A 20,317-nucleotide genomic window follows, 5' to 3' on the forward strand; every position below is an offset into this window, starting at 1 on the left:
GCTACCGCCAGGACGGCAGCCAGCGTTCGGCCTCCCACTGGCCCGTCGTGATCGCGACGCCGTTCAGGATCGGCCACAGCCAAGCGAAGTTGGCCACCACCAGCCCGACGTACAGGCTGACCACGAGCAGACCGGTCCCGCGTCTCTCGAACCCGCGCCGCGCGCTGCCCAGGATCTGGCCGAGGCACAACGTCAACCCCAGCACCAGGAACGCGGCCAGCGGCGTCGCGTAGAAGAAGTACATCTGGCGGTCGATGTTGGTGAACCAGAAGACGTACCCGCCGAGGTAGCCCACCAGCACGGCCGCGTAGCGCCAGTCCGCGCGGAACACCGAGCGCCACACCGACCAGCCCAGCATCGGGATCGCCAGCCACCACATCGCCGGCGTGCCGATCAGCATCGTCGCGCTCACGCAGCGGGCCTCGCCGCAGCCGGTGACGTCGCCGTCGTAGCTGTAGAGCATCGGGCGCAGCCCCATCGGCCACGTCCACGGCTTCGACTCCCACGGGTGCGGGTTGTCCTTCGGCGTGACCAGCGTTTCGTGGAAGTGCAGGACGTTGCCGGTGTAGTCGGCCAGCGACCGCAGCGACGCCGGCACCCAGGACCAGAACCCCGGCGCGATGTCCTTGATCTCGGTGTAGTGCCGGTCGGTCGCCGTTTCGCTCGCGAACCACGCCCAGTACGCGCTGAGGTACATCAGGAACGGGATGAGCAGGATCGCCCAGAGTGCCGGGAGCACGTCCCGGCGGATCGTGCCCAGCCACGGCCGTTCGACGCCGGCCGCGCGCCGCGCCGCGACGTCGAAGAACACGCACAGCAGCCCGAACGCGACGATGTAGTACAGCGCCGACCACTTGACGCCGAAGGTGAGCCCGATCATCAGCCCGGTCGCGAACCGCCACCAGCGGAAGCCCAGCTTGGGACCCCAGACGGACTCGTTGACCCAGCCCTCGCGGACCGCCGTCGCGAGCCGTTCGCGCACTTGGTCGCGGTCGACGAGCAGGCAGGCGAACGCGGCGAGCACGAACAGCGCGATGAAGATGTCGAGCATGCCCATGCGTGACTGCAGGTGCAGCACGCCGTCGCTGATCACGAGGATGCCCGCGATGCCGCCGAGCAGCGTCGAGCGCGTCAGGCGGCGGGCGATGCGGATGGTGAGGAAGACGATGAGCGTGCCGGCCAGCGCGGGCATGATCCGCCAGCCCCAGCCGTTGTAGCCGAACAGCCATTCGCCGATCGCGATCAGCTGCTTCGCCAGCGGCGGGTGGACGACCAGCTCGTAGCCGTAGTTGTCCTCGTAACCGCCGTTGCGCAGCATCTGCCACGCCTGCGGGACGTAGTGCTTCTCGTCGAAGACCGGGCTGCCCTTGTCCGTCGGCACGCCGAGGTTCTGCAGCCGGACGATCCCGCCGATCACGGTCAGCACGAGGGTGACGACCCAGCCGCGCAACCGGTCGGTCGGCATGCCGCGGCCGAGCAGGGTCACTTCGCGGTCGGTCGGCGGCCGGAGCGCCTCGAGGGGGTCCGGCCGGACGCTCTCGTCGTCGGCACGGGTCAGCACGGCGGTCACGGGGGCGATCCTACGGGCGCCGCGGGGCGTGCGTCGTCGGGATCCGCTGATCAGCCTAGGCTGGCCGGGTGAGTTCCTCGCTCGTTCCCGGTCGCCTGGTGCTGGCCGCGACCCCGCTCGGCGACGTCCGCGACGCCTCACCGCGGCTGGCTTCGGCACTGGCGGAAGCCGACGTCATCGCGGCGGAGGACACGCGCCGCCTCCGGTCCCTGGCATCGGCGCTGGAGGTGACCCCGCGCGGCCGCGTGGTGAGCTTCTACGAGGACGTCGAGACGGCGCGCCTGCCCAAGTTGCTCGAATCGTTACGCGCGGGCGAGACGGTGGTGCTGGTGACGGACGCCGGTATGCCCAGTGTGTCCGATCCGGGCTTCCGTTTGGTTGCGGCTTGTGTCGCTTCGGACTTGCCGGTCACGTGCTTGCCGGGGCCGTCCGCGGTGACGACGGCGCTCGCTTTGTCCGGGTTGCCGTGCGACCGGTTTTGTTTCGAGGGGTTCGCGCCGCGGAAGCCGGGGGAACGGTCGCGGTGGTTGACGTCGCTGGTGTCCGAGCCGCGGACGGTGGTGTTCTTCGAGTCCCCGCACCGGGTGGCATCGCTGCTGGCCGACGCGGCTTCGGTGCTGGGGGCGTCCCGTCAGGCGGCGGTGTGCCGGGAGTTGACGAAGACGTATGAAGAGGTGAAGCGGGGGTCGCTTTCTTCGCTCGCCGAGTGGGCCGCGGAGGGGGTGCGCGGGGAGATCACGGTGGTGCTCGCGGGGGCGGAGCCGCGGTCGGTTTCGGTGGCGGACTTGGTGTCGGAGGTGGCTTCCCGCGTAGAGGCCGGCGAGCGCTTGAAGTCCGCGGCCGCTGAGGTTGCCGAGGCCGCTGGGGTGTCCAAAAAGGAGCTTTACGACGCTGTGCTGGCCTCGCGGGTCAAGTGAACGATCGTGGAGCTTGAGCTTCAGCGACACGACTGGCCGTCGCTGTCTTCGTCCTACGGCAACTCGTCGCTGGTCCCGGACGCGATCCGCGACCTTCGGTCGGCGGGCAGCCGGTCCGACGCCGAACACGCGCTTCGCCGGCTGGAACAGGTCCTGCCGGGGCTCGCCGAGGTGACCGTCGCCGCGGCTTCGGTCCTCGTCCACGCGTTGTGGGGCTGCAGTCCCTTCTCGATCGACCTGGTGCTGGGCGTGCTCGCCGACCTCGCCGCCGGGGTATACGAGGACCAACCGCCGAACGAACGGGAAGTGGTCCTCCGCCGCGAGGTCTTGCGGGAAATCGGCCGCGGTTTCGCGGCGTATGTCGAGATCGTGGAGTCCACCGACGTGGACGACAGCCGGACGGCCTGCATCGACTTGGTCGCCGCGTGCGGTGAGGCCGACCCCGGCCTCCGCGAGCGCGCCTGTCACGTCCTCGGCGCGCTGCTGGAGATGGAGCGGTTCGCCCGATATCGAGAGCTCATCGAGGCGTCGATCGAAGAGTTGCGCGCCGCCTAGTCAGGTCAGCAACGCCGTCACCGCGGCATGCGCCTTTTCCGCGTCCGGCGCGTCCCCGGTGATGACGTCCGTGTACACGAACGACTCGCCGATCCGCACCAGCAGGTAAGCCAAGTCCGGCACTGGCAACGGCGGCTCCAGCCGCCCCGCCGAGACCTCGCCCTCCAAAAGGGACTGCAGCTCCGCCGTCGTGCGCTGTTGGCAAACGCTTGCGCGGGTCGTCAGCAGCCGCAACGCCCGCTCCGGTTCCCGGCGCAAGAAGTCCCGGAACGGCGGGGACTCGTTCGCGAACCGGACATACCCGCTCACGAAGTCCGCCACCCCAGCAGCGCCCCGGCCGACGCACGCGGGCCACAGCCGGGCGATGGAGGCGGACGAGAGAGACCACAAGATCTCCCCGAGCAGCAGATCCCGCGACCCCACCCGCCGGTGCAGCGTCGCGCGGCTGATCGACAGCGCCTCCGCCAGCTCGCCCATGTCCACCCGGCGACCGGCCAGGAACCAGTCGCGGGCCAGGTCGAACGCAGCCGAGTGAGACATATGCCAGAATGTCTCACATCGAGCGGCCGACGGCGAGAGGGAAACGCAGATGCGCGCAGTGCAGGTGACCGAGTTCGGCGGACCCGAGGTGCTCACCCCCGTCGAGCTGCCCGATCCCGTGGCCGGCCCCGGTGAGGTCCTCATCGACGTCGAGCGCATCGGGGTCAACTACGCCGACACCCACCAGGCCGAGAACTCCTACCTCGCGCCGTCGAAGCTGCCGCTCGTTCCCGGTGGTGAAGTGGTCGGCAAGACCGGTCAAAAGCGGGTCGTCGCCCTGCTCAACGGTGGTGGCGGGTACGCCGAGAAGGCCGTCGCGCCCGAGGCGACCACCTTCCCCGTTCCGGACGGCATCGACGACCTCACCGCGCTGTCCATGCTGGTCCAGGGCACCACCGCCTGGGTCCTGCTGCGCAAGAACGCCCACTTGGAGAAGGGCGAATCGGTCGTCGTGCACGCCGCTGCCGGTGGCGTGGGGACCGTTGCCGTCCAGCTCGCCAAGGCCTGGGGCGCCGGCCGCGTCATCGCCACCGCCAGCAGCGACGAGAAGCGCGCTCTCGCCCTCGAACTCGGGGCCGACGTCGCCGTCGACTCGCGGGCCGAGGACATGACCGCGACCCTCATCGAGGCCAACAACGGCCGTCGCGTGGACGTCGTGCTCGACATGGTCGGCGGGACCACCACCGACCAGAGCATCGCCGCGCTCGCGCCGTTCGGGCGGCTCGCCTTCTACGGCATGGCCGGCCGGGAGAACCCGAAGCCCGTCGAGATGCGCAACCTGCTCGGCCACAGCACCACCATCAGCGGCATGTGGCTGCCGCACGTCTTCCGGCTGCCCGGCAACGTCTTCGGGACCGCGCTCACCGAGCTGTTCGACCTGGTGATCCAGAACAAGCTCAAGGCCATCCCGGGCGGCGAGTTCCCGCTGTCGGACGCCCGCGGCGCGCACGAGGCCCTGCGCTCCCGCAAGACCGTCGGCAAGCTACTGCTCGACCCCGGCAAGTAGGCGTTCCAGGGGTGCCGCCTTGTGGAGGCACTCCTGCCACTCCGCCTCCGGGTCCGAATCGGCCGTGATGCCGCCGCCGACGCCCAAAGACACCTCGCCGGCGGCGATCTCGAACGTCCGGATCGCCACGTTCAGCTCCAGCCCCGCCGCCGGCGACAGCAGCCCGATCGCACCCGTGTAGACACCGCGTCCGCAGGGTTCCAGCGAGGCGATCAGGTCCAGCGCGCGGATTTTCGGCGCGCCCGTGACCGAACCCGGCGGGAAAGAGGCCGAAAGCAGATCAGCGTCCGAAACGGACGGTCGCAGCGTCCCCGTCACCGTCGAGTCCAGGTGCCAGACCCCCGGCGCCGGCCGGACCCGCAGCAGCGACGGCACGGTCACCGACCCCACCTCGCACACCCGGCCGAGGTCGTTGCGCACCAGGTCCGTGATCATCACGTTCTCGGCGACGTCCTTCGCCGACTGGCGCAACAACAACGCGTTCCCGTCGTCGTCAGGGCCACGTCGGGGGAGCGTCCCTTTGATCGGCGTCGAGCGCACCGAACGCCCGTGCCGCGCCAGGAACAGCTCCGGCGAGAAGGACACCACCGAGCCCCACGCACCCGAAAGGAACGCTGCCCGACGCGGGTCCATCGAGGACACCCCGGCCGCGAACAAACCGGCGGCGGACCCCGAAAACGACCCCGTGAACCGGCTGCAGATGTTGGCCTGGAACAACTCCCCGGCTTCGATCGCGTGCACGCACGCCTTCACCGCGTCCCGGTGCTCCGACGGCAACGGACGCCGCAGTGGCCCGGCGGTCCACGGCGAACCAGGCGCAGCAGTGGTCAGCAATGACTCCATTGTGGACACCGAAGGGCCGCCGCCGTCCACTGACTCCAGGTAGCACGTGCCCGACGAGGACCACCGCAGCACGTGGTCCGCCCAGCCCCACGCGGCCGGCGGGAGCGAGCCGGAGTCGTCGTACGCCAGGTACCCGAACCACCCACCGCCGATCACGCCCGGTGGCGCGTCGACCTCCGGGCAAGACGGGAAGCCGCCGGGAGAAACCACGAGCGAAGGCGCGAGCACCGCCCGCGAGGAAAACCAGTCACCCGACAGCATCGCGGGCGGCGGCAGCCCGCGCGCACGCGCGTGAGACGCCAGGGTCGAAAAGGCGCGCGCGGGCGTGACGTCCGTCCGGAGTGCCCTGCTCGTCACGCGCATGGCGACATACCACCACACGTCAGAGCAGCAGGTCACCCAATGTGAACGGGTACACGACGGCGTTCTGCTCCACCGGCCCGTCGACGCCCCGGACGTCCGGGCCGTACGCGTGCTGGTGCACGCCGAGCCGCGAGTGGAACCAGCCCGGCCTGCCGGGGATGCCGTTGTGCCGGATCAGCCACAGCACGACCTCGCTGTCGGCCCAGCGGTCCGGGTGCAGCCGGTGGGACCAGCAGTCGTGGTCGGCGTAGACGAGCACCCGCTCGATGCGCGCCGCGTGCCGGACGTGCTTGATCCACGTCTTGATGAACCGGTCGTCCACGCTCGGCGCCGCCACCTCCAGCGCCGGCGCCAGCGACCCGGGCGCGAACGCGCCGAGCCTGCTGGCCGTCCGGACGAAGTGGTCGGCCTGGTCGTGCGCCGCGCCGGGGCGGGCGTAGTGCCGGCCGCCGACGTGCAGGCCCGCCTCCTGCGCGCCGGCCAGGGAGCGCTCGGCCGCGGAGCTGGTCCAGTTGACGTTCTCGCTGATCGTCACCGACACGAACCGGGTCTCCGCGCCGCGGACGGCGTGCCAGTCGGTCACCCGCTCCCGGTGGGACAGCGAGATCCCGCGTTCGCTCTCCGGTTCCGTCACAGTCCGCCCCCGGCACGTCGGTGGAGAGCACACCATACGTCGCCGGAGGCGGACCCGCAGTGACAACCCGCTGGTTGATCAGGCCGTTCCGATCAGGCGCTTTCCTTTTGGAACGTCCGGGTGCCCCACCACACGGACACCACCGCCATCACCAGCACCACGACACTCCCGGTGAACAACGCGTCCACCGTGAAGTCGCCGCGGAAGGTGTTCCGCTCGACGTCCACCACGTGCCGGAAGGGGTTGATCTGGGAAACCGTGTACAGCCACTTCGGCGCGACGCCCGCGGTGATCGGCAGCAGGATCCCGGAGAGCAGCAGCAGCGGGATGAGCACGGCGTTGAGCAGTGCGGGGAACGTCTCCTCGCTCTTCAACGTCAGCGCGAGCGCGTACGAGCACGACGCCAGCGACACCGCCAGCAGGAACACGATCACCAGGCTCAGCAGCACCCCGCCGACCGGCGCGTCGAGGTCGAACGCCAGGTACGCCAGCGCGATGATCAGCAGCGCCTGGACGACGGCCTGCAGCGCGTTGGCCAGCACCTTGCCCAGCAGCAGCGCGCCGCGGCCGACCGGCGTCACCCGGAACCGCTCGACGACGCCGGAGCGGTAGTCGGCCAGCAGCCCGAACCCGACGAACGAGCTGCCGAACAGCGCCAGCTGCGCGATCAGCGCCGGGGTGAGCAGCATCCAGCCGTCCACTTCGGACAGGCCCTGGGCCTGCATCGCCTTGACCATCAGCGGCCCGAACAGGAACAGGTACAGCAGCGGCTGCATGATCCCGATCATGACCCAGGTCGGGTTGCGCAGCGCCGCCTTCATGTCGCGGCGGAAGATCAGCCAGGTGTCACGCAGCACGGCTGCCCTCCTCCGCTTCGCGCAGGGAGCGCCCGGTCAGGGTCAGGAAAACGTCGTCGAGCGTGGGCCGGTGCACCTGGACCGACAGCATCGGGATGGACTTCGCGTCGAGCGCGCGCAGGAGCTCCGGCAGCGCGACGTCGCCGCGCGGCACCCGGAACCGGACGACCCCGCCGTCCGCGGACAGCTCGTGCGCGCCCGCCAGCCGGCCCGCGATCTCGGCGGCGTCGGCGCGCTGCTCCGGGTCGACGCCGACCTCGACGCGGTCGCCGTTGACCCGGGCCTTGAGCGCGTCCGGCGTGCCCTCGGCGACGATCCGGCCGTCGTCGATGACGATCAGCCGGTCCGACAGCGCGTCGGCTTCGTCGAGGTAGTGGGTCGTGAGGAAGACCGTGACGCCCTGTTCGGCGCGCAGCCGGCGGATGTGGTCCCACAGGTTGGCGCGGCTCTGCGGGTCGAGCCCGGTCGACGGCTCGTCGAGGAAGACCAGGCCCGGCGAGTGGATCAGCCCGAGCGCGATGTCGAGCCGCCGCCGCTGCCCGCCCGACAGCGTCTTCGTCAGCCGCTGGTCCAGGCCGGTCAGGTCGAACTGGTCGGCGAGTTCGGCGCCGCGCGCGACGGCGTCGGCCTTGCTCATCCGGTAGAGCCTGCCCTGCAGTTCGAGCTCGTCGGCGACCTTGGTCTCCGGCGAGCTGCTGCCGCCCTGTGCGACGTAGCCGATGCGCTTGCGCACGCCGAGCGGGTCGGCCAGCAGGTCGCGGCCGCCGACGGTCGCGGTGCCCGCGGACGGTTTCAGCAGCGTGGTCAGCATGCGCAGCGTGGTCGTCTTCCCGGCGCCGTTCGGCCCGAGGAACCCGACGAGCTCGCCCGCTTCGACGTCGAGGTCGACGCCCTTGACCGCGTGTACTTCGCCCCCAGTGCGGCCCTTGCGGCGGAACCGCCGCTCGAGACCGCGTGCCGTGATCATGAAATCCCCTCTCGAGGGTAGTCAAGCTTGACTAGCTGAGGCGCACACTGTGCCCCAGCAGGGTGCGCTAGTCAAACTTGATTACTCCGAGGCGCGGGACGGTGGCTCGCCGAACGCGTCGCCGGACTCGCCGGCCATCACGTACTCGCCCGCTTCGAGCCGCTCGATCAGCGCCGCCAGCCAGGTGAGGCTCGCGTCGGTGATCCCGCCCCACAGCCGGTACAGCTCGCCCACGTGCTCCGGCGTTCCGAGCCCCACGTTGACCTTCAGCTCTTCGAGCATTAGCCCCGCCTGCCGCTGCTCGGCCTCCAGGTGCACCAGCCGGTGCCGGAGCAGGTTGATCACGCGCGCCCGGGGCAGCGTGGTCATCAGCGAGATCGCCGCCGACAGGTCGGGGTGGTTCAGCGAAGGGTCGGACAGCGCCTTCGACAGCAGCACCTGGTACTCCTGCTCGCCCTCGGCCGTCAGCCGGTACGCGGTCCGGTCCGGGCCGCCGTCGCCCGGCTCGACGTCGACCTGCTCCAGCAGGTCCTCGGCGGTCATCTTCTTCAGCGCGTGGTAGATCGACCCGGGCTGGACGTTCGCCCACTTGTCCGCCGACCAGGTCAGCAGCTCGCGCCGCACCTGGTAGCCGTGCGCGCGGCCGTACATGCGCACCACCCCGAGCACGAGCAACCGTGTCGCCGACAACCGGGCCTCCCTCTCGACAAAGCGCGTGACGCCCTCCGTAGGCTAATAAGGTATGAGCACCCCTGTGTTGACCGCGGTGGCCTGGCCCTACGCCAACGGCCCCCGCCACATCGGCCACGTGTCCGGATTCGGCGTCCCGTCCGACGTCTTCTCCCGCTACCAGCGAATGGCCGGCAACCGGGTGCTCATGGTGTCCGGGACCGACGAACACGGGACCCCGATCACCGTCCAGGCCGATAAGGAGAACTCGACCCCGCAGCAGACGGCGGACAAGTACACCCGCCAGATCGGCAACGACCTGCAGGGCCTCGGCCTGTCCTACGACCTGTTCACGCGAACCACGACGGGCAACCACGCCGAGGTGACGCAGCAGATCTTCCTGGCGCTGCACCGCAACGGCTACGTCGTGCCCAAGACCACGCGCGGCGCGATCAGCCCGTCCACCGGCCGCACGCTGCCCGACCGCTACGTCGAGGGCACCTGCCCGATCTGCGGGTACGACGGCGCGCGCGGCGACCAGTGCGACAACTGCGGCAACCAGCTCGACGCCGCGGAGCTGATCAACCCGAAGTCGCGGATCAACGGCGAGACGCCGAAGTTCGTCGAGACCGAGCACTACTTCCTCGACCTGCCGGCGTTCACCAAGACCCTCGGCGACTGGCTGGGCACCAAGACCGACTGGCGCCCGAACGTCCTCAACTTCACCAAGAACCTGATCGACGACATGCGGCCGCGGCCGATCACCCGCGACCTCGACTGGGGCGTCAAGATCCCCCTCGACGGCTGGCGCGACCAGCCGCTGAAGCGGTTCTACGTCTGGTTCGACGCGGTGATCGGCTACTTCTCGGCCAGCGTCGAGTGGGCGCGCCGGTCCGGGAACCCGGACGCGTGGCAGGAGTGGTGGAACAACGCCGACGCGCGGTCCTACTACTTCATGGGCAAGGACAACATCACCTTCCACGCCCAGATCTGGCCGGCCCTGCTGTTCGGCCACAACGGCGAGGGCGACAAGGGCGGCGAGCCGGGCAAGTACGGCAAGCTGCACCTGCCGGACGAGATCGTCTCCAGCGAGTTCCTCACCATGAGCGGCTCGAAGTTCTCGACCTCGCGCGGGCGCGTCATCTACGTCGAGGACTTCCTGCGCGACTTCGGCCCGGACACGCTGCGGTACTTCATCTCGGTCGCCGGCCCGGAGACCCAGGACACCGACTTCACCTGGGACGAGTTCGTCCGCCGGACCAACTTCGAGCTGGCCAACGAGTGGGGCAACCTCGTCAACCGGTCCATCTCGATGGCGCACAAGAACGTCGGCGCGATCCCGCGCCCGGAGGCCCCGACGGCGGCCGACGAAGAGCTGAAGGCGTTGTCGCGCAAGGCGTTCGACACCGCGGGCGCGCACCTGGCCCGGTCCCGCTTCAAGCTGGCGGCGAGCGAGGCGATGAAGGTCGTCACCGCGGCGAACAAGTACATCTCCGACCAGGAGCCGTGGAAGCTCAAGGACGACCCGACGCGGCGCGACACCGTGCTGCACACCGCGCTGCAGGTCGTCTCCGACGCCAACACGCTGCTGACGCCGTTCCTGCCGCACTCGGCCCAGAAGGTGCACGAGGCACTCGGCGGCACCGGCGTCTGGGCCGCCCAGCCGGAGCTGCGCGAAGTGGAGGACCTCGACATCGACGGCCGGGTCAACCCGATCCTGACCGGCGACTACGCGGCCGAGCAGGCGAAGTGGGAGTCGAAGCCGATCGAGGTCGGCAAGCCCCTGCAGAAGCCGTCGCCGCTGTTCACCAAGCTCGACCCGGCGCTCGGCGAGACCGGCCCGGAGTGGGCACCGATCGTCAAGGAGTAAGAGGTAGTGCATGGGTGACGAGAAGCGCGAGCTGCCGCCGGTCCCGGACCGGCTCCCGGTGTCGGTGGTGGACGCGCACACCCATCTCGACGCGTGCGGTGCGGTCACCGCGGCCGACGTCAAGGCCGTGGTCGACCGCGCCGAGCGCGCCGGCGTCGCCCGCGTCGTCACGGTGGCGGACGACCTCGCGTCGGCCCGCTGGGCCACCGAGGCGGCGACCTGGGACCGGCGGGTCTGGGCCGCCGTCGCGATCCACCCGACGCGGACCAAGGAGTTCGGCGAGGCCGAGAAGGCCGAGGTGGAGCGCCTGGCGGGCCAGGAGCGCGTGGTGGCGGTCGGCGAGACCGGCCTCGACTACTACTGGGACTACTCGCCGCACGACGCCCAGCAGGAGGCGTTCCGCTGGCACATCGACCTCGCCAAGCGGCTGGACAAGCCGCTGATGATCCACGACCGCGAGGCCCACGACGACGTGCTGCGCATCCTGGCCGAAGAGAATGCGCCGAATGCCGTAATTTTCCATTGCTTTTCCGGGGACGCGGAAATGGCCCGGAAGTGCGTCGACGCGGGATACGTCCTTTCCTTCGCGGGAACGGTGACGTTCAAGAACGCGAAGGGGCTCCACGAGGCGGCCCGGCTCTGCCCGGCGGACCAGTACCTCGTCGAAACCGACGCGCCGTTTCTGACCCCCCACCCGTTCCGTGGGCGGCCGAACGAGCCGTTCGGCGCCGCTTACACCGTCCGTCACCTCGCGGCGCTCAGGGGCGAAGCTGTCCACGAAGTCGCCGAAGCGGTCCGGACCACCGCCGAGCGGGTCTACCGACTCCCCAGTGTCACAACGGGTTGAACGCATTGCGACATCGGGGTTCCTTGATCGTCCACCTGATGGAGTGACGGGGATCACGACACTCCGGGGGGTGTTTGCGCAACCCGCCGCGACCCGTTACTGTCCCGTGATCGTGCCGGTCGGGCCTGCGCTCAGCAGCTTCCGATCGTCACGCCCAGTCGTAGAGACGGCGCCCCCGACCGCCGTCTCGTGAAAGGGAACGATCCCCGGTGACAGGTAGCAGACAGGCTGGAGCGCGCTCCGCCGTCCTCGAACGCAGTTATTTCGAGGACACCGCGTATGGCCAGCTCGACTTCTCCGACGACCCGAACATCACGCAGCAGGACATCCTCGCCGCGCTCGGCCCGGACGCCGACGCGATGATGGCCGAGATCGACGTCGACGTCGACGAGCTGATCCGCCTCATCAACGCGGAGACGACGTACCTGCCGCCGATCGTCATCCCGGACGGCCTCGACGAGGACCGCACCGCTTCCCCCGAAGCGCGTCGCGCGGCTCTGGACGAGGGCCTCCGCCAGACCACCAAGGTCTGGAAGCGCCGCTTCCTCAAGGGCGCCGTCCTCAGCGTCATGATCAGCGTCGCCGGCGGCGGCGCGGCCGCGCTGGCGATGAACAAGAGCATCACCGTCGACGTCGACGGCCAGCAGACCACCGTGCACTCGTTCGGCGACACCGTCGGCGAGGTGCTGGAGGACGCGGGCCTGTCCGTGGGCGCGCACGACTCGCTCTCCCCGTCCCCGCAGGCGGAGGTCGGCGACGGCGGCGTCATCAAGCTCGAGCGCGGCCGCCAGCTGAAGATGATCGTCGACGGCGCGGAGCACACCTCCTGGGTCCGCGCGACCCACCTCGGCGACGCGCTGTCCCAGCTCGGCATGACCGCGATGGACAAGCCCGGCACGTGGATGTCGATGCCGAAGGACGGCGAGCTGCCCCTCCAGGGCGCGACCGTCGAGATCAAGACGATGAAGAACATCACCCTATACGACGGCGGAAACGCGCCGAAGCAGGTGAAGACGACCGCGGTCACGACGCAGGAGTTCCTGGGCGAGTACAAGCTCACCCTGGGCCCGGAGGACCAGGCCGAGGGCGGCCTGGACGTCAAGCTGACCGACGGCGCCGAGGTGCACATCAGCCGCACCGGCGTCTCGACGGTCGTTCAGAAGGAAGCCATCGACCCGCCCGAGCAGCGCGTCGACGACCCGGACCTCGCCAAGGGCAAGACCTCGGTCGAGGACCCCGGCACGCCGGGTGAGAAGGAAGTGACCTACAAGGTCACGCAGAAGAACGGCAAAGAGGTCGGCCGGGAGAGCATCTCCGAGAAGGTCATCACCCAGCCGAAGCCGAAGATCGTCCACGTCGGCACCAAGCAGGCCCCGACGCCGGCGATCGGCGACGGGTCGGCGTGGGACCGCATCGCGCAGTGCGAGTCGGGCGGCAACTGGGCCATCAACACGGGCAACGGCTACTACGGCGGCCTCCAGTTCGACAAGCGCACGTGGGACGCCTACGGCGGCGACCAGTACGCGAACCTGCCGAACCAGGCGTCGCGTGAGCAGCAGATCGCGGTGGCGGAGAAGGTCCGCGACGCTCGCGGCGGCTACAGCGCCTGGCCGGTCTGCGGCAAGAAGGCCTGAGTTTCGCTTCGGAACGGCCCCCGTCCTTCGTGGACGGGGGCCGTTTCGCGTGCGCGAGGGACCTCATCGGTAAGCTCTGCCGGTGGTTGAACTGCTGGGACCTGCCGAGATCCGCGGGCTGGCGGCCGAGCTCGACGTGCGGCCGACCAAGAAGCTCGGGCAGAACTTCGTGCACGATCCCAACACCGTCCGGCGGATCGTCGAGCTGGCGAACGTCACCGAAGGCGACGTCGTCCTCGAGGTCGGGCCCGGGCTCGGTTCGCTCACCCTCGGGCTGCTGGCCACCGGTGCGCACGTCGTCGCCGTCGAGATCGATCCCAAGCTCGCCGAACGGCTGCCCAAGACCGTCGCCGAACGCGGCCCCGAAGCCGCGGACCGGCTGACCGTCGTCGGGGCCGATGCCCTGCGCGTCACGCGCGAGCAGCTCGGCGAGCCGACCGCGCTCGTCGCCAACCTGCCCTACAACGTCGCCGTCCCCGTCGTGCTGCACCTGCTCGCCGAGGTGCCCTCCCTGCGCACCGGCCTCGTGATGGTCCAGACCGAGGTCGCCGACCGGATGGCCGCCGGCCCCGGCAGCCGGATCTACGGCGTCCCCAGCGTCAAGCTCGCGTGGTACGGCCCGGCGCGCAAGGTCGCCCCCGTGCCGCGGTCGGTGTTCTGGCCGGTGCCCAACGTCGATTCGGCGCTCGTCGCCTTCGAACGCGGTGACGCTCCGGCGTCGGACGACCGCGATCGGCTCTTCGGCCTCGTCGACGCCGCCTTCTCACAGCGCAGGAAGACCCTCCGCGCCGCGCTCGCCGGCTGGGCGGGCTCCGCCGAGCGGGCCGGGGAACTGCTCACGGCCGCCGGGATCGACCCGAAGACCCGCGGCGAGCAGCTGGACGTGCACGACTTCGCCCGGATCGCCGCCGTCCGTTAGCAGGTCCACAGTGGAAGTCAACGCCGCCGGGTGAAAATACGCCTCTTGCCGCGTGATCTCGCGATTCGGACACCGCCACTCGTGTGATCTGGGCCAACGGGCTTGCGTTCGCTCCTCGGGATCGGTTTTACTCAGTACGTCCATCCCGAGCGACTGAGAGACCTGGCTCGCCGAAGTCGCAGCAACCACCCTCCGCAGGGCAGGTGCTACCGCCAGGACCGATGGAGGCCGTTTCCGATGAAGAGGGTAGCCCGCCCCCTGCTCCTGACCAGGCGTCGCGTTGTCGACGAAGGCCGCCGCTCCGTGACCGCATGTCGACGCTCCCACTGAGCTTGTCGTAGCCGGTCCACCTCTTCTTCACGCACCGTCCAGTTAGGACGGACTCTGCTTGCGGCCGGGCGCCTCCGAGTGAGCGCGCCCCGTTTTCTGGAGCCTTCGTGATCACCGTCGAAAACCTGTCCAAAACCTTTGCCACCAACGGAAATTCGGTCGTCGCCCTGCGGGACGTGAGTGTCGACGTCCAGGCCGGCTCGCTCTTCGGCGTGGTCGGCCCCGCCGGTTCGGGCAAGTCCGTCCTGGCCCGCTGCATCGCGCTGCAGGAGCGGCCCGACCGCGGCGTCGTCCGCCTCGACGGCCTGAACACCGGCACCCTCGACGGCCGCCGCCTCCGGGAAATCCGCCGTCAGCTGGGCGTCGTCTCGACGAAGCCGGAGCTGATCGCCGAGCGCACGATCGCCGGCAACATCGCCTCCCCGCTCGAGCAGCTCGGCATCGACGGCCCGCAGCGCCGCAGCCGCGTCGGCTCGCTGCTCGACCTCGTCGGCCTGACGCAGCGCGCGACGCAGCGTCCCGGCGAGCTGTCGGAGGGTCAGCTCCGCCGCGTCGCGGTCGCGAAGGCCCTCGCGGCGGCGCCGGCCGTGCTCCTGGCCGACGACCCGACGGCCGGCGTCGACCCGGAGGAGGCCGGCTCGGTCCTCACCGTCCTCGACCGCGCCCGCGCCGAGCTGGGCACGACCGTCGTGATCACTACGCCGGACGCCGGCGTGGTCCGCCGGGTCTGCGACGACGTCGCGGTGCTCGAAGACGGCACGGTCATCGAGCGCGGCACGGTGCTCGACCTGATCTCGAACCCGGCGAGCCGCACCGCGCAGGCGCTGCTGCCGGCCATCGAGACCACCCGCGCGCAGTCGTCGCGCTACGACCGCTCGGTCGACGTCGTGCTGGTCGGCTTCGCGTCGGTCGGCGCGCTGCTGCCCGAGGCCGCGGGCCGCTTCGACGTCGAGTTCGCCACCATCGGCGGCGGCCTGACCCGCATCGGCGACACCCCGGTCGGCCGCTTCCGCCTGGGCGTCCGCGGCGAGCGCGCCGACGCGGCGCTGGCGTGGGTCGCCGAGCGCGGCGGCCACGTGACGCACACCGCGCGCGGCCCGCAGGGCGTCGCGGCCGCCTGATCCAAGCGCCCCAATGTGGCCTTGGTTGCGTCTGACGCACCCAAGGGGCCCTTCGGTGCGTCAGACGCACCGAAGGCCACATTGGGGCGTTTTCGCGGGCACGTAGGCTGGTCGGGTGCTCGCCGTAGTTCCGCCTCCAGTCACCGTCCGGGTCCCGGCCAAGGTCAACCTGCACCTGGCGGTCGGCGACCTGCGCGAAGACGGTTACCACGAGCTGGTGACCGTGTTCCAGGCCCTGTCGCTGACCGACGAGGTGACCGTCGCCGTCACCGAAGAGCCGGGCCTGGAGATCTACGGCGAGGGCGAGGGCTCGGTCCCGACCGGTCCCGAAAACCTGGCCTGGCGCGCGGTCGAAGCGCTGTCCGCGCACGCCGGGCGGACCGGCGACCCGAAGGTCCGCGTGGTGCTGCGCAAGGGCATCCCGGTCGCGGGCGGCATGGCGGGCGGCAGCGCCGACGCGGCGGCGACGCTCGTCGGGCTGGCGAGCCTGTGGAACCTCGACGTCACGCGCGACGAGCTCGCGGAAATCGCCGCCGGCCTGGGCAGCGATGTCCCCTTCGCGCTTTACGGCGGCACGGCGCTGGGTACCGGACGCGGAGAACGGCTCGTCCCGGTGCTGTCGCGGCACACCTTCCACTGGGTGCTGGCCTTCGACGAGCAGGGCCTGTCGACGCCGAAGGTGTTCGGCGAGCTCGACCGGCTGCGCGTGGACGGCAACCCGCCGCGGATCGGCTCGCACACCCCGGTCGTCGAGGCGCTGGCCTCGGGCGACCCGCGTCAGCTGGCGCTGCTGCTGGGCAACGACCTCCAGGCGGCGGCGGTTTCGCTGCGGCCGGGCCTGCGCCGCACGCTGCGCGCGGGCGTCAACGCGGGTGCGCTCGCCGGCACGGTCTCCGGTTCCGGCCCGACGTGCGCGTTCCTGTGCGAAGACGCGCAGTCCGCGGTCGAGGTCGCCGCCGAGCTGTCGGGCGCGGGGGTGTGCCGCACGGTCCGGGTGGCGCACGGCCCGGTGCCCGGCGCCCGCGTCGTCGGCGGTGACGACGCGCCGCGGCCGGCGCCGCCGCGCGTGCACGCCTGATCGTCCACGTTTGATTGTCCACTGTGGACTTCTGTTGATGGGGAAAGGATCCGGATGGCCAACCTGGTCAACCTGGAGGCGGTGAGCAAGTCCTACGGGGTTCGCCCGCTCCTGGACGGCGTGTCGCTGGGTGTCGCGGCCGGGCAGCGCATCGGCGTCGTCGGCCTCAACGGCGGCGGCAAGACGACCCTGCTGGAAGTCCTTTCCGGACTCGCCGAGCCGGATTCCGGGCGGGTGAGCCAGGTTCGCGACCTGCGGATGGCGGTCGTCACCCAGCGCACCGAGCTGCCGGAGGACAGCACGGTCGGCGACGTCGTCCTCGAACGCTACGGCGCCGAGCACGAATGGGCGGCCGATGCCCGCGTCCGGTCCATTGTGGACGGCCTGGGGATCACCGCGATCGGGCTGGACACGCCGACCGCGAACCTCTCCGGCGGCGAGCGGCGCCGGGTGTCCCTGGCCGCCGCGCTGACCGGCGAGCTCGACCTGGTCGTGCTCGACGAGCCGACCAACCACCTGGACGTCGAAGGTGTCCGCTGGCTGGCCGACCACCTGCTCGCCCGCCGGATCGCGGTCGTGGTCGTCACGCACGACCGGTGGTTCCTCGACACCGTCGCGACGCTGACGTGGGAGGTCGCGAACGGCCGCGTCGAGCAGTACGAAGGCGGTTACGCGGACTGGATCTTCGCCCGCGCCGAGCGGGCGCGGCTGGCCGCGACGGCCGAGGAGAAGCGGCAGAACCTGGCGCGCAAGGAGCTGGCGTGGCTGCGCCGCGGCCCGCAGGCGCGCTCGTCGAAGCCGCGCTACCGCATCGAAGCGGCCGAAGCGCTGATCGCCGACGTGCCGCCGCCGCGCGACTCCGTCGAGCTGCAGGCGTTCGCCAAGCGCCGGCTCGGCAAGACGGTGCTGGAGCTGGAGGACACGACGTACGCGGTGGGCGAGCGGACGCTGCTCGACCACGTCACGTGGCGGATCGGCCCGGGCGACCGGATCGGCCTGGTCGGCGTGAACGGCTCGGGCAAGACGTCGCTGCTGAAGCTGCTCGGCGGCGACGTCGAGGGCTCGACCGGCCGCCGCGTCGAGGGCAAGACGGTGGCGCTCGCGCACCTGCGCCAGGAACTCGACGACCTGCCCGGCGACCTGCGCGTGCTGCAGGCGATCGAGCAGGTGGCCGGGCGCGTGGTGTTCGGCAAGCAGGAGATGACGGCGTCGCAGCTGGGCGAGAAGCTCGGCTTCCCGCAGGCCCGCCAGTGGACCCCGGTCGGCGACCTGTCGGGCGGCGAGCGCCGCCGGCTCCAGCTGTGCCGGCTGCTGATGGCCGAGCCGAACGTCCTGCTGCTCGACGAGCCGACGAACGACCTGGACATCGACACGCTCCAGCAGCTGGAGGACCTCCTCGACGGCTGGCCGGGCACGATGGTCGTGGTGTCGCACGACCGGTACCTGGTGGAAAGGGTGTGCGACACGATCGTCGCGCTCTTCGGCGACGGCCGGATCACGCACCTGCCGGGCGGCATCGAGGAGTACTTGAACCGCCGCGCGGCCGTTCAGCCGGTCACGGGCCCGGCGCCGTCCGCGGAGAAGGTTTCGGCGAAGAAGTCGGCGGCGGATCTACGCGCGGCGCAGAAGGAATTGGGGCGGCTGGAGCGCAAGCTGGACCAGCTGCACGCGAAGGAGGAGAAGCTCCACGCGTCGTTGCTGGAGGCGGCGACGGACCCGGCGAAGCTGATGGAGCTGAACGCGGAGCTGAAGGGCGTCCAGGGCGAGATCGAGGACGTCGAAGGCCGCTGGCTGGAGACGTCCGAGCTGCTGGAGTGACACCTGTTCGCCTGCTGGCACGCAGTGCTGAACCCGTGCCAGTAATGTCTGCCTCATGAGCAGGTTCGTGGACACGCTCGTCGCCACCGCGGCGGGTCGGGGTCAGCAGCGTGGCATGGTCACCGGGGAGCCCAGGGAACCCGTCCGGCGGACCTGGGGTGAGGTGCACGAAGAAGCCCGGCGGATCGCCGGTGGGCTCGTCGCCGCGGGGTTCCGGCCGGGGACCGCCGTCGGGGTGCTGGCCGCCGCGCCCGTGTTGATCGCGCCCACCGTGCAGGCCGTCTGGCTCGCCGGGGGCAGCGTCACCATGCTGCACCAGCCCACTCCGCGCACCGATCTCGCCGAATGGGCCGAGGACACCGTGCGCGTGCTCGGGATGATCGGCTCGGACCTCGTGCTGCTGGGCGAGCCCTTCGACCAGCTCGCCCCCGTGCTCGAAGAAAAGGGCATCGGGTTCCAGCTCATCACGGACCTCGCGAAGGCCGAGCCGCTCGCGGACGTCGTCACCACCGACGAGGGCGACACCGCACTGCTGCAGCTCACCAGCGGCTCGACCGCCGACCCCAAGGCCGTGCGGATCACCTACGGGAACCTGTACTCCAACGTCAAGGCCATGGTCGACCGCGCGGAGTTCGACTTCGACGTCGACGTCATGGTCTCCTGGCTGCCGACCTTCCACGACATGGGCATGGTCGGCTTCCTGACCGTCCCGATGACCTTCGGCGTCGAGCTCGTCAAGATCACGCCCGTCGAGTTCCTTTCCGGGCCGCTGATCTGGCCGGAGCTGATCACCAAGTACGGCGGCACCACCACGGCGGCGCCGAACTTCGCGTACGCCATCGTCGGGCGCCGGATGGCCCGCGTCGACGACGACAACGCCTACGACCTCTCGAAGCTGCGCATCGCCCTGAACGGTGCCGAGCCCATCGACGAGACCGCCGTCCAGACCTTTGTGGACGCCGGCGCGCGGTTCAAGATGCCCGCGGAATGCGTTTTCCCGGCCTACGGCATGGCCGAGGCGACGCTCGCCGTGTCGTTCGCGCCGCTGTTCACCGGGCTCACGCTGGACGTCGTCGAGGCGGACGCGCTGGAGGCCGGCAACCGCGCGGTGCCCGTGCCCGAGGGCGACCCGCGGCGCGGCACCGACGACGTCCGGTCGTTCGCGCTGCTCGGCCGGCCGCTGGACGGGCTCGAGGCCGAGATCGTCAACGACGCCGGCGAGCGGGCCGGCGACCGCGAGGTCGGCGAGATCCGGCTGCGCGGTGAGGCCGTCACGCCCGGGTACCTGACCATGGAAGGCCCGGTCGCGACCCAGGACGACGAGGGCTGGCTGAACACCGGCGACCTCGGCTACCTCGTCGACGGCCAGATCGTCATCTGCGGCCGCCGCAAGGACGTCATCATCATGGGCGGCCGCAACCTGTACCCGACGGACATCGAGCGCGCGGCGACGTCGGTCGACGGCGTCCGGGCGGGCAACGCGGTGGCCGTGCGGCTGGACGCGGGCAGCCGCCGCGAGCGGTTCGCGGTGGTCGTGGAGTCGAAGCTGGCGGGCGACGCCGAGGCCGAGAAGAACCTGATGAAGCAGGTCTCGGCGCGGGTCCGCGACGCCGTGGACATGCGGCCGTACGCGGTGGTCGTGCTGCCGGCGGGCAGCCTGCCGAAGACGCCGTCGGGCAAGGTCAAGCGCGCGGCGACGGCCCAGCAGTTCGCCGACAAGATCAAGAAGAACGCCGACGCCTAGCGCGTCACTTTCACGTGAAAGTGCCCACCTGGAGG

General features: G+C 70.6%; 18 protein-coding genes and 1 riboswitch. Of the genes, 11 read left to right on the forward strand and 7 right to left on the reverse strand.

The annotated features are described in order from the left end of the window. Position 1: 1 nt before the first annotated feature. Positions 2-1,570 carry a dolichyl-phosphate-mannose--protein mannosyltransferase gene (locus ACIQWX_RS11475; protein ID WP_400868351.1) on the reverse strand — a complete coding sequence of 523 codons (1,569 nt, stop codon included), beginning with the start codon at positions 1,568-1,570 and terminating at the stop codon, positions 2-4. 68 nt (positions 1,571-1,638) lie between these two features. On the opposite strand from ACIQWX_RS11475, the gene rsmI reads away from it, so the two are divergent. Then, positions 1,639-2,487 (forward strand): 16S rRNA (cytidine(1402)-2'-O)-methyltransferase, encoded by an 849-nt coding sequence (gene rsmI / locus ACIQWX_RS11480; protein WP_400868353.1) that lies wholly within the window; start codon positions 1,639-1,641, stop codon positions 2,485-2,487. Positions 2,488-2,493: 6 nt separating this feature from the next. Beyond that, positions 2,494-3,042, forward strand: a complete 549-nt coding sequence (locus ACIQWX_RS11485; RefSeq protein WP_400868355.1) for a hypothetical protein — start codon at positions 2,494-2,496, stop codon at positions 3,040-3,042. Here the strand turns inward: ACIQWX_RS11485 and ACIQWX_RS11490 are convergent, their stop codons facing one another. After that, the gene (locus tag ACIQWX_RS11490; RefSeq protein ID WP_400868357.1) at positions 3,043-3,582 is read right to left on the reverse strand and encodes a QsdR family transcriptional regulator; all 540 of its coding nucleotides are present in this window, start codon (positions 3,580-3,582) and stop codon (positions 3,043-3,045) included. A gap of 49 nt (positions 3,583-3,631) precedes the next feature. Here ACIQWX_RS11490 and ACIQWX_RS11495 point away from each other — a divergent pair, with 49 nt between their 5' ends. Next, a complete protein-coding gene (locus tag ACIQWX_RS11495) occupies positions 3,632-4,588 on the forward strand; it encodes a zinc-binding alcohol dehydrogenase family protein (RefSeq protein ID WP_400868359.1) in 957 nt (318 codons plus the stop codon). Here the strand turns inward: ACIQWX_RS11495 and ACIQWX_RS11500 are convergent. From ACIQWX_RS11500 to ACIQWX_RS11520, 5 genes are all read right to left on the reverse strand, one after another. Continuing rightward, positions 4,565-5,794, reverse strand: coding sequence for an aminodeoxychorismate synthase component I (locus ACIQWX_RS11500; RefSeq protein ID WP_400868361.1), 1,230 nt, complete (start codon positions 5,792-5,794; stop codon positions 4,565-4,567). The two genes, ACIQWX_RS11495 and ACIQWX_RS11500, sit on opposite strands and share 24 nt — an antisense overlap. Positions 5,795-5,813: 19 nt before the next feature. Next, entirely contained in the window at positions 5,814-6,428 is a 615-nt protein-coding gene (locus ACIQWX_RS11505) for a glycoside hydrolase family 25 protein (protein ID WP_400868363.1), read from the reverse strand. 92 nt (positions 6,429-6,520) lie between these two features. Beyond that, positions 6,521-7,285: an ABC transporter permease gene (locus ACIQWX_RS11510; RefSeq protein ID WP_400868365.1), complete on the reverse strand. Its 765-nt coding sequence runs from the start codon at positions 7,283-7,285 to the stop codon at positions 6,521-6,523. Next, on the reverse strand, positions 7,275-8,252 hold the full coding sequence (locus tag ACIQWX_RS11515) for an ATP-binding cassette domain-containing protein (RefSeq protein ID WP_400868367.1): 978 nt from the start codon (positions 8,250-8,252) through the stop codon (positions 7,275-7,277). Before ACIQWX_RS11515 ends, ACIQWX_RS11510 begins: the two co-directional genes overlap by 11 nt. 81 nt (positions 8,253-8,333) lie before the next feature. Beyond that, positions 8,334-8,942, reverse strand: coding sequence for a PadR family transcriptional regulator (locus ACIQWX_RS11520; RefSeq protein WP_400868369.1), 609 nt, complete (start codon positions 8,940-8,942; stop codon positions 8,334-8,336). A 52-nt stretch (positions 8,943-8,994) separates the two neighbouring features. Here ACIQWX_RS11520 and metG point away from each other — a divergent pair, with 52 nt between their 5' ends. From metG to ACIQWX_RS11560, 8 genes are all read left to right on the forward strand, one after another. Next, entirely contained in the window at positions 8,995-10,791 is a 1,797-nt protein-coding gene (gene metG, locus ACIQWX_RS11525) for a methionine--tRNA ligase (protein ID WP_400868371.1), read from the forward strand. Between the two features lie 10 nt (positions 10,792-10,801). Then, complete coding sequence (locus tag ACIQWX_RS11530) at positions 10,802-11,638, forward strand: TatD family hydrolase (RefSeq protein WP_400868373.1); 837 nt, start codon at positions 10,802-10,804, stop codon at positions 11,636-11,638. Between the two features lie 209 nt (positions 11,639-11,847). Beyond that, positions 11,848-13,272 carry a transglycosylase family protein gene (locus ACIQWX_RS11535; RefSeq protein ID WP_400868375.1) on the forward strand — a complete coding sequence of 475 codons (1,425 nt, stop codon included), beginning with the start codon at positions 11,848-11,850 and terminating at the stop codon, positions 13,270-13,272. An 82-nt stretch (positions 13,273-13,354) separates the two neighbouring features. Continuing rightward, positions 13,355-14,191 (forward strand): 16S rRNA (adenine(1518)-N(6)/adenine(1519)-N(6))-dimethyltransferase RsmA, encoded by an 837-nt coding sequence (gene rsmA, locus ACIQWX_RS11540; RefSeq protein WP_400868377.1) that lies wholly within the window; start codon positions 13,355-13,357, stop codon positions 14,189-14,191. A 137-nt stretch (positions 14,192-14,328) separates the two neighbouring features. Next, a riboswitch (SAM riboswitch) is annotated at positions 14,329-14,419 on the forward strand. A gap of 209 nt (positions 14,420-14,628) precedes the next feature. Continuing rightward, complete coding sequence (locus ACIQWX_RS11545; RefSeq protein ID WP_400868379.1) at positions 14,629-15,642, forward strand: methionine ABC transporter ATP-binding protein; 1,014 nt, start codon at positions 14,629-14,631, stop codon at positions 15,640-15,642. A gap of 115 nt (positions 15,643-15,757) precedes the next feature. Further along, the gene (locus tag ACIQWX_RS11550) at positions 15,758-16,720 is read left to right on the forward strand and encodes a 4-(cytidine 5'-diphospho)-2-C-methyl-D-erythritol kinase (RefSeq protein WP_400868381.1); all 963 of its coding nucleotides are present in this window, start codon (positions 15,758-15,760) and stop codon (positions 16,718-16,720) included. Between the two features lie 54 nt (positions 16,721-16,774). Beyond that, complete coding sequence (locus ACIQWX_RS11555; protein WP_400868383.1) at positions 16,775-18,538, forward strand: ABC-F family ATP-binding cassette domain-containing protein; 1,764 nt, start codon at positions 16,775-16,777, stop codon at positions 18,536-18,538. Between the two features lie 55 nt (positions 18,539-18,593). Next, positions 18,594-20,282: a fatty acyl-AMP ligase gene (locus ACIQWX_RS11560; protein WP_400868385.1), complete on the forward strand. Its 1,689-nt coding sequence runs from the start codon at positions 18,594-18,596 to the stop codon at positions 20,280-20,282. Positions 20,283-20,317: the final 35 nt, after the last annotated feature.

The sequence above is a fragment of the Amycolatopsis sp. NPDC098790 genome (genome assembly GCF_044759945.1).
GTDB lineage: Bacteria > Actinomycetota > Actinomycetes > Mycobacteriales > Pseudonocardiaceae > Amycolatopsis.

Excerpts from the sequence above, each read along its gene's own strand:
- ACIQWX_RS11490 (WP_400868357.1), bottom strand. The coding sequence starts at position 3,582 with ATGTCTCACTCGGCTGCGTTCGACCTGGCCCGCGACTGGTTCCTGGCC.
- ACIQWX_RS11495 (WP_400868359.1), top strand. The coding sequence starts at position 3,632 with ATGCGCGCAGTGCAGGTGACCGAGTTCGGCGGACCCGAGGTGCTCACC.
- ACIQWX_RS11500 (WP_400868361.1), bottom strand. The coding sequence starts at position 5,794 with ATGCGCGTGACGAGCAGGGCACTCCGGACGGACGTCACGCCCGCGCGC.
- ACIQWX_RS11515 (WP_400868367.1), bottom strand. The coding sequence starts at position 8,252 with ATGATCACGGCACGCGGTCTCGAGCGGCGGTTCCGCCGCAAGGGCCGC.
- metG (WP_400868371.1), top strand. The coding sequence starts at position 8,995 with ATGAGCACCCCTGTGTTGACCGCGGTGGCCTGGCCCTACGCCAACGGC.
- ACIQWX_RS11530 (WP_400868373.1), top strand. The coding sequence starts at position 10,802 with ATGGGTGACGAGAAGCGCGAGCTGCCGCCGGTCCCGGACCGGCTCCCG.
- ACIQWX_RS11555 (WP_400868383.1), top strand. The coding sequence starts at position 16,775 with ATGGCCAACCTGGTCAACCTGGAGGCGGTGAGCAAGTCCTACGGGGTT.
- ACIQWX_RS11560 (WP_400868385.1), top strand. The coding sequence starts at position 18,594 with ATGAGCAGGTTCGTGGACACGCTCGTCGCCACCGCGGCGGGTCGGGGT.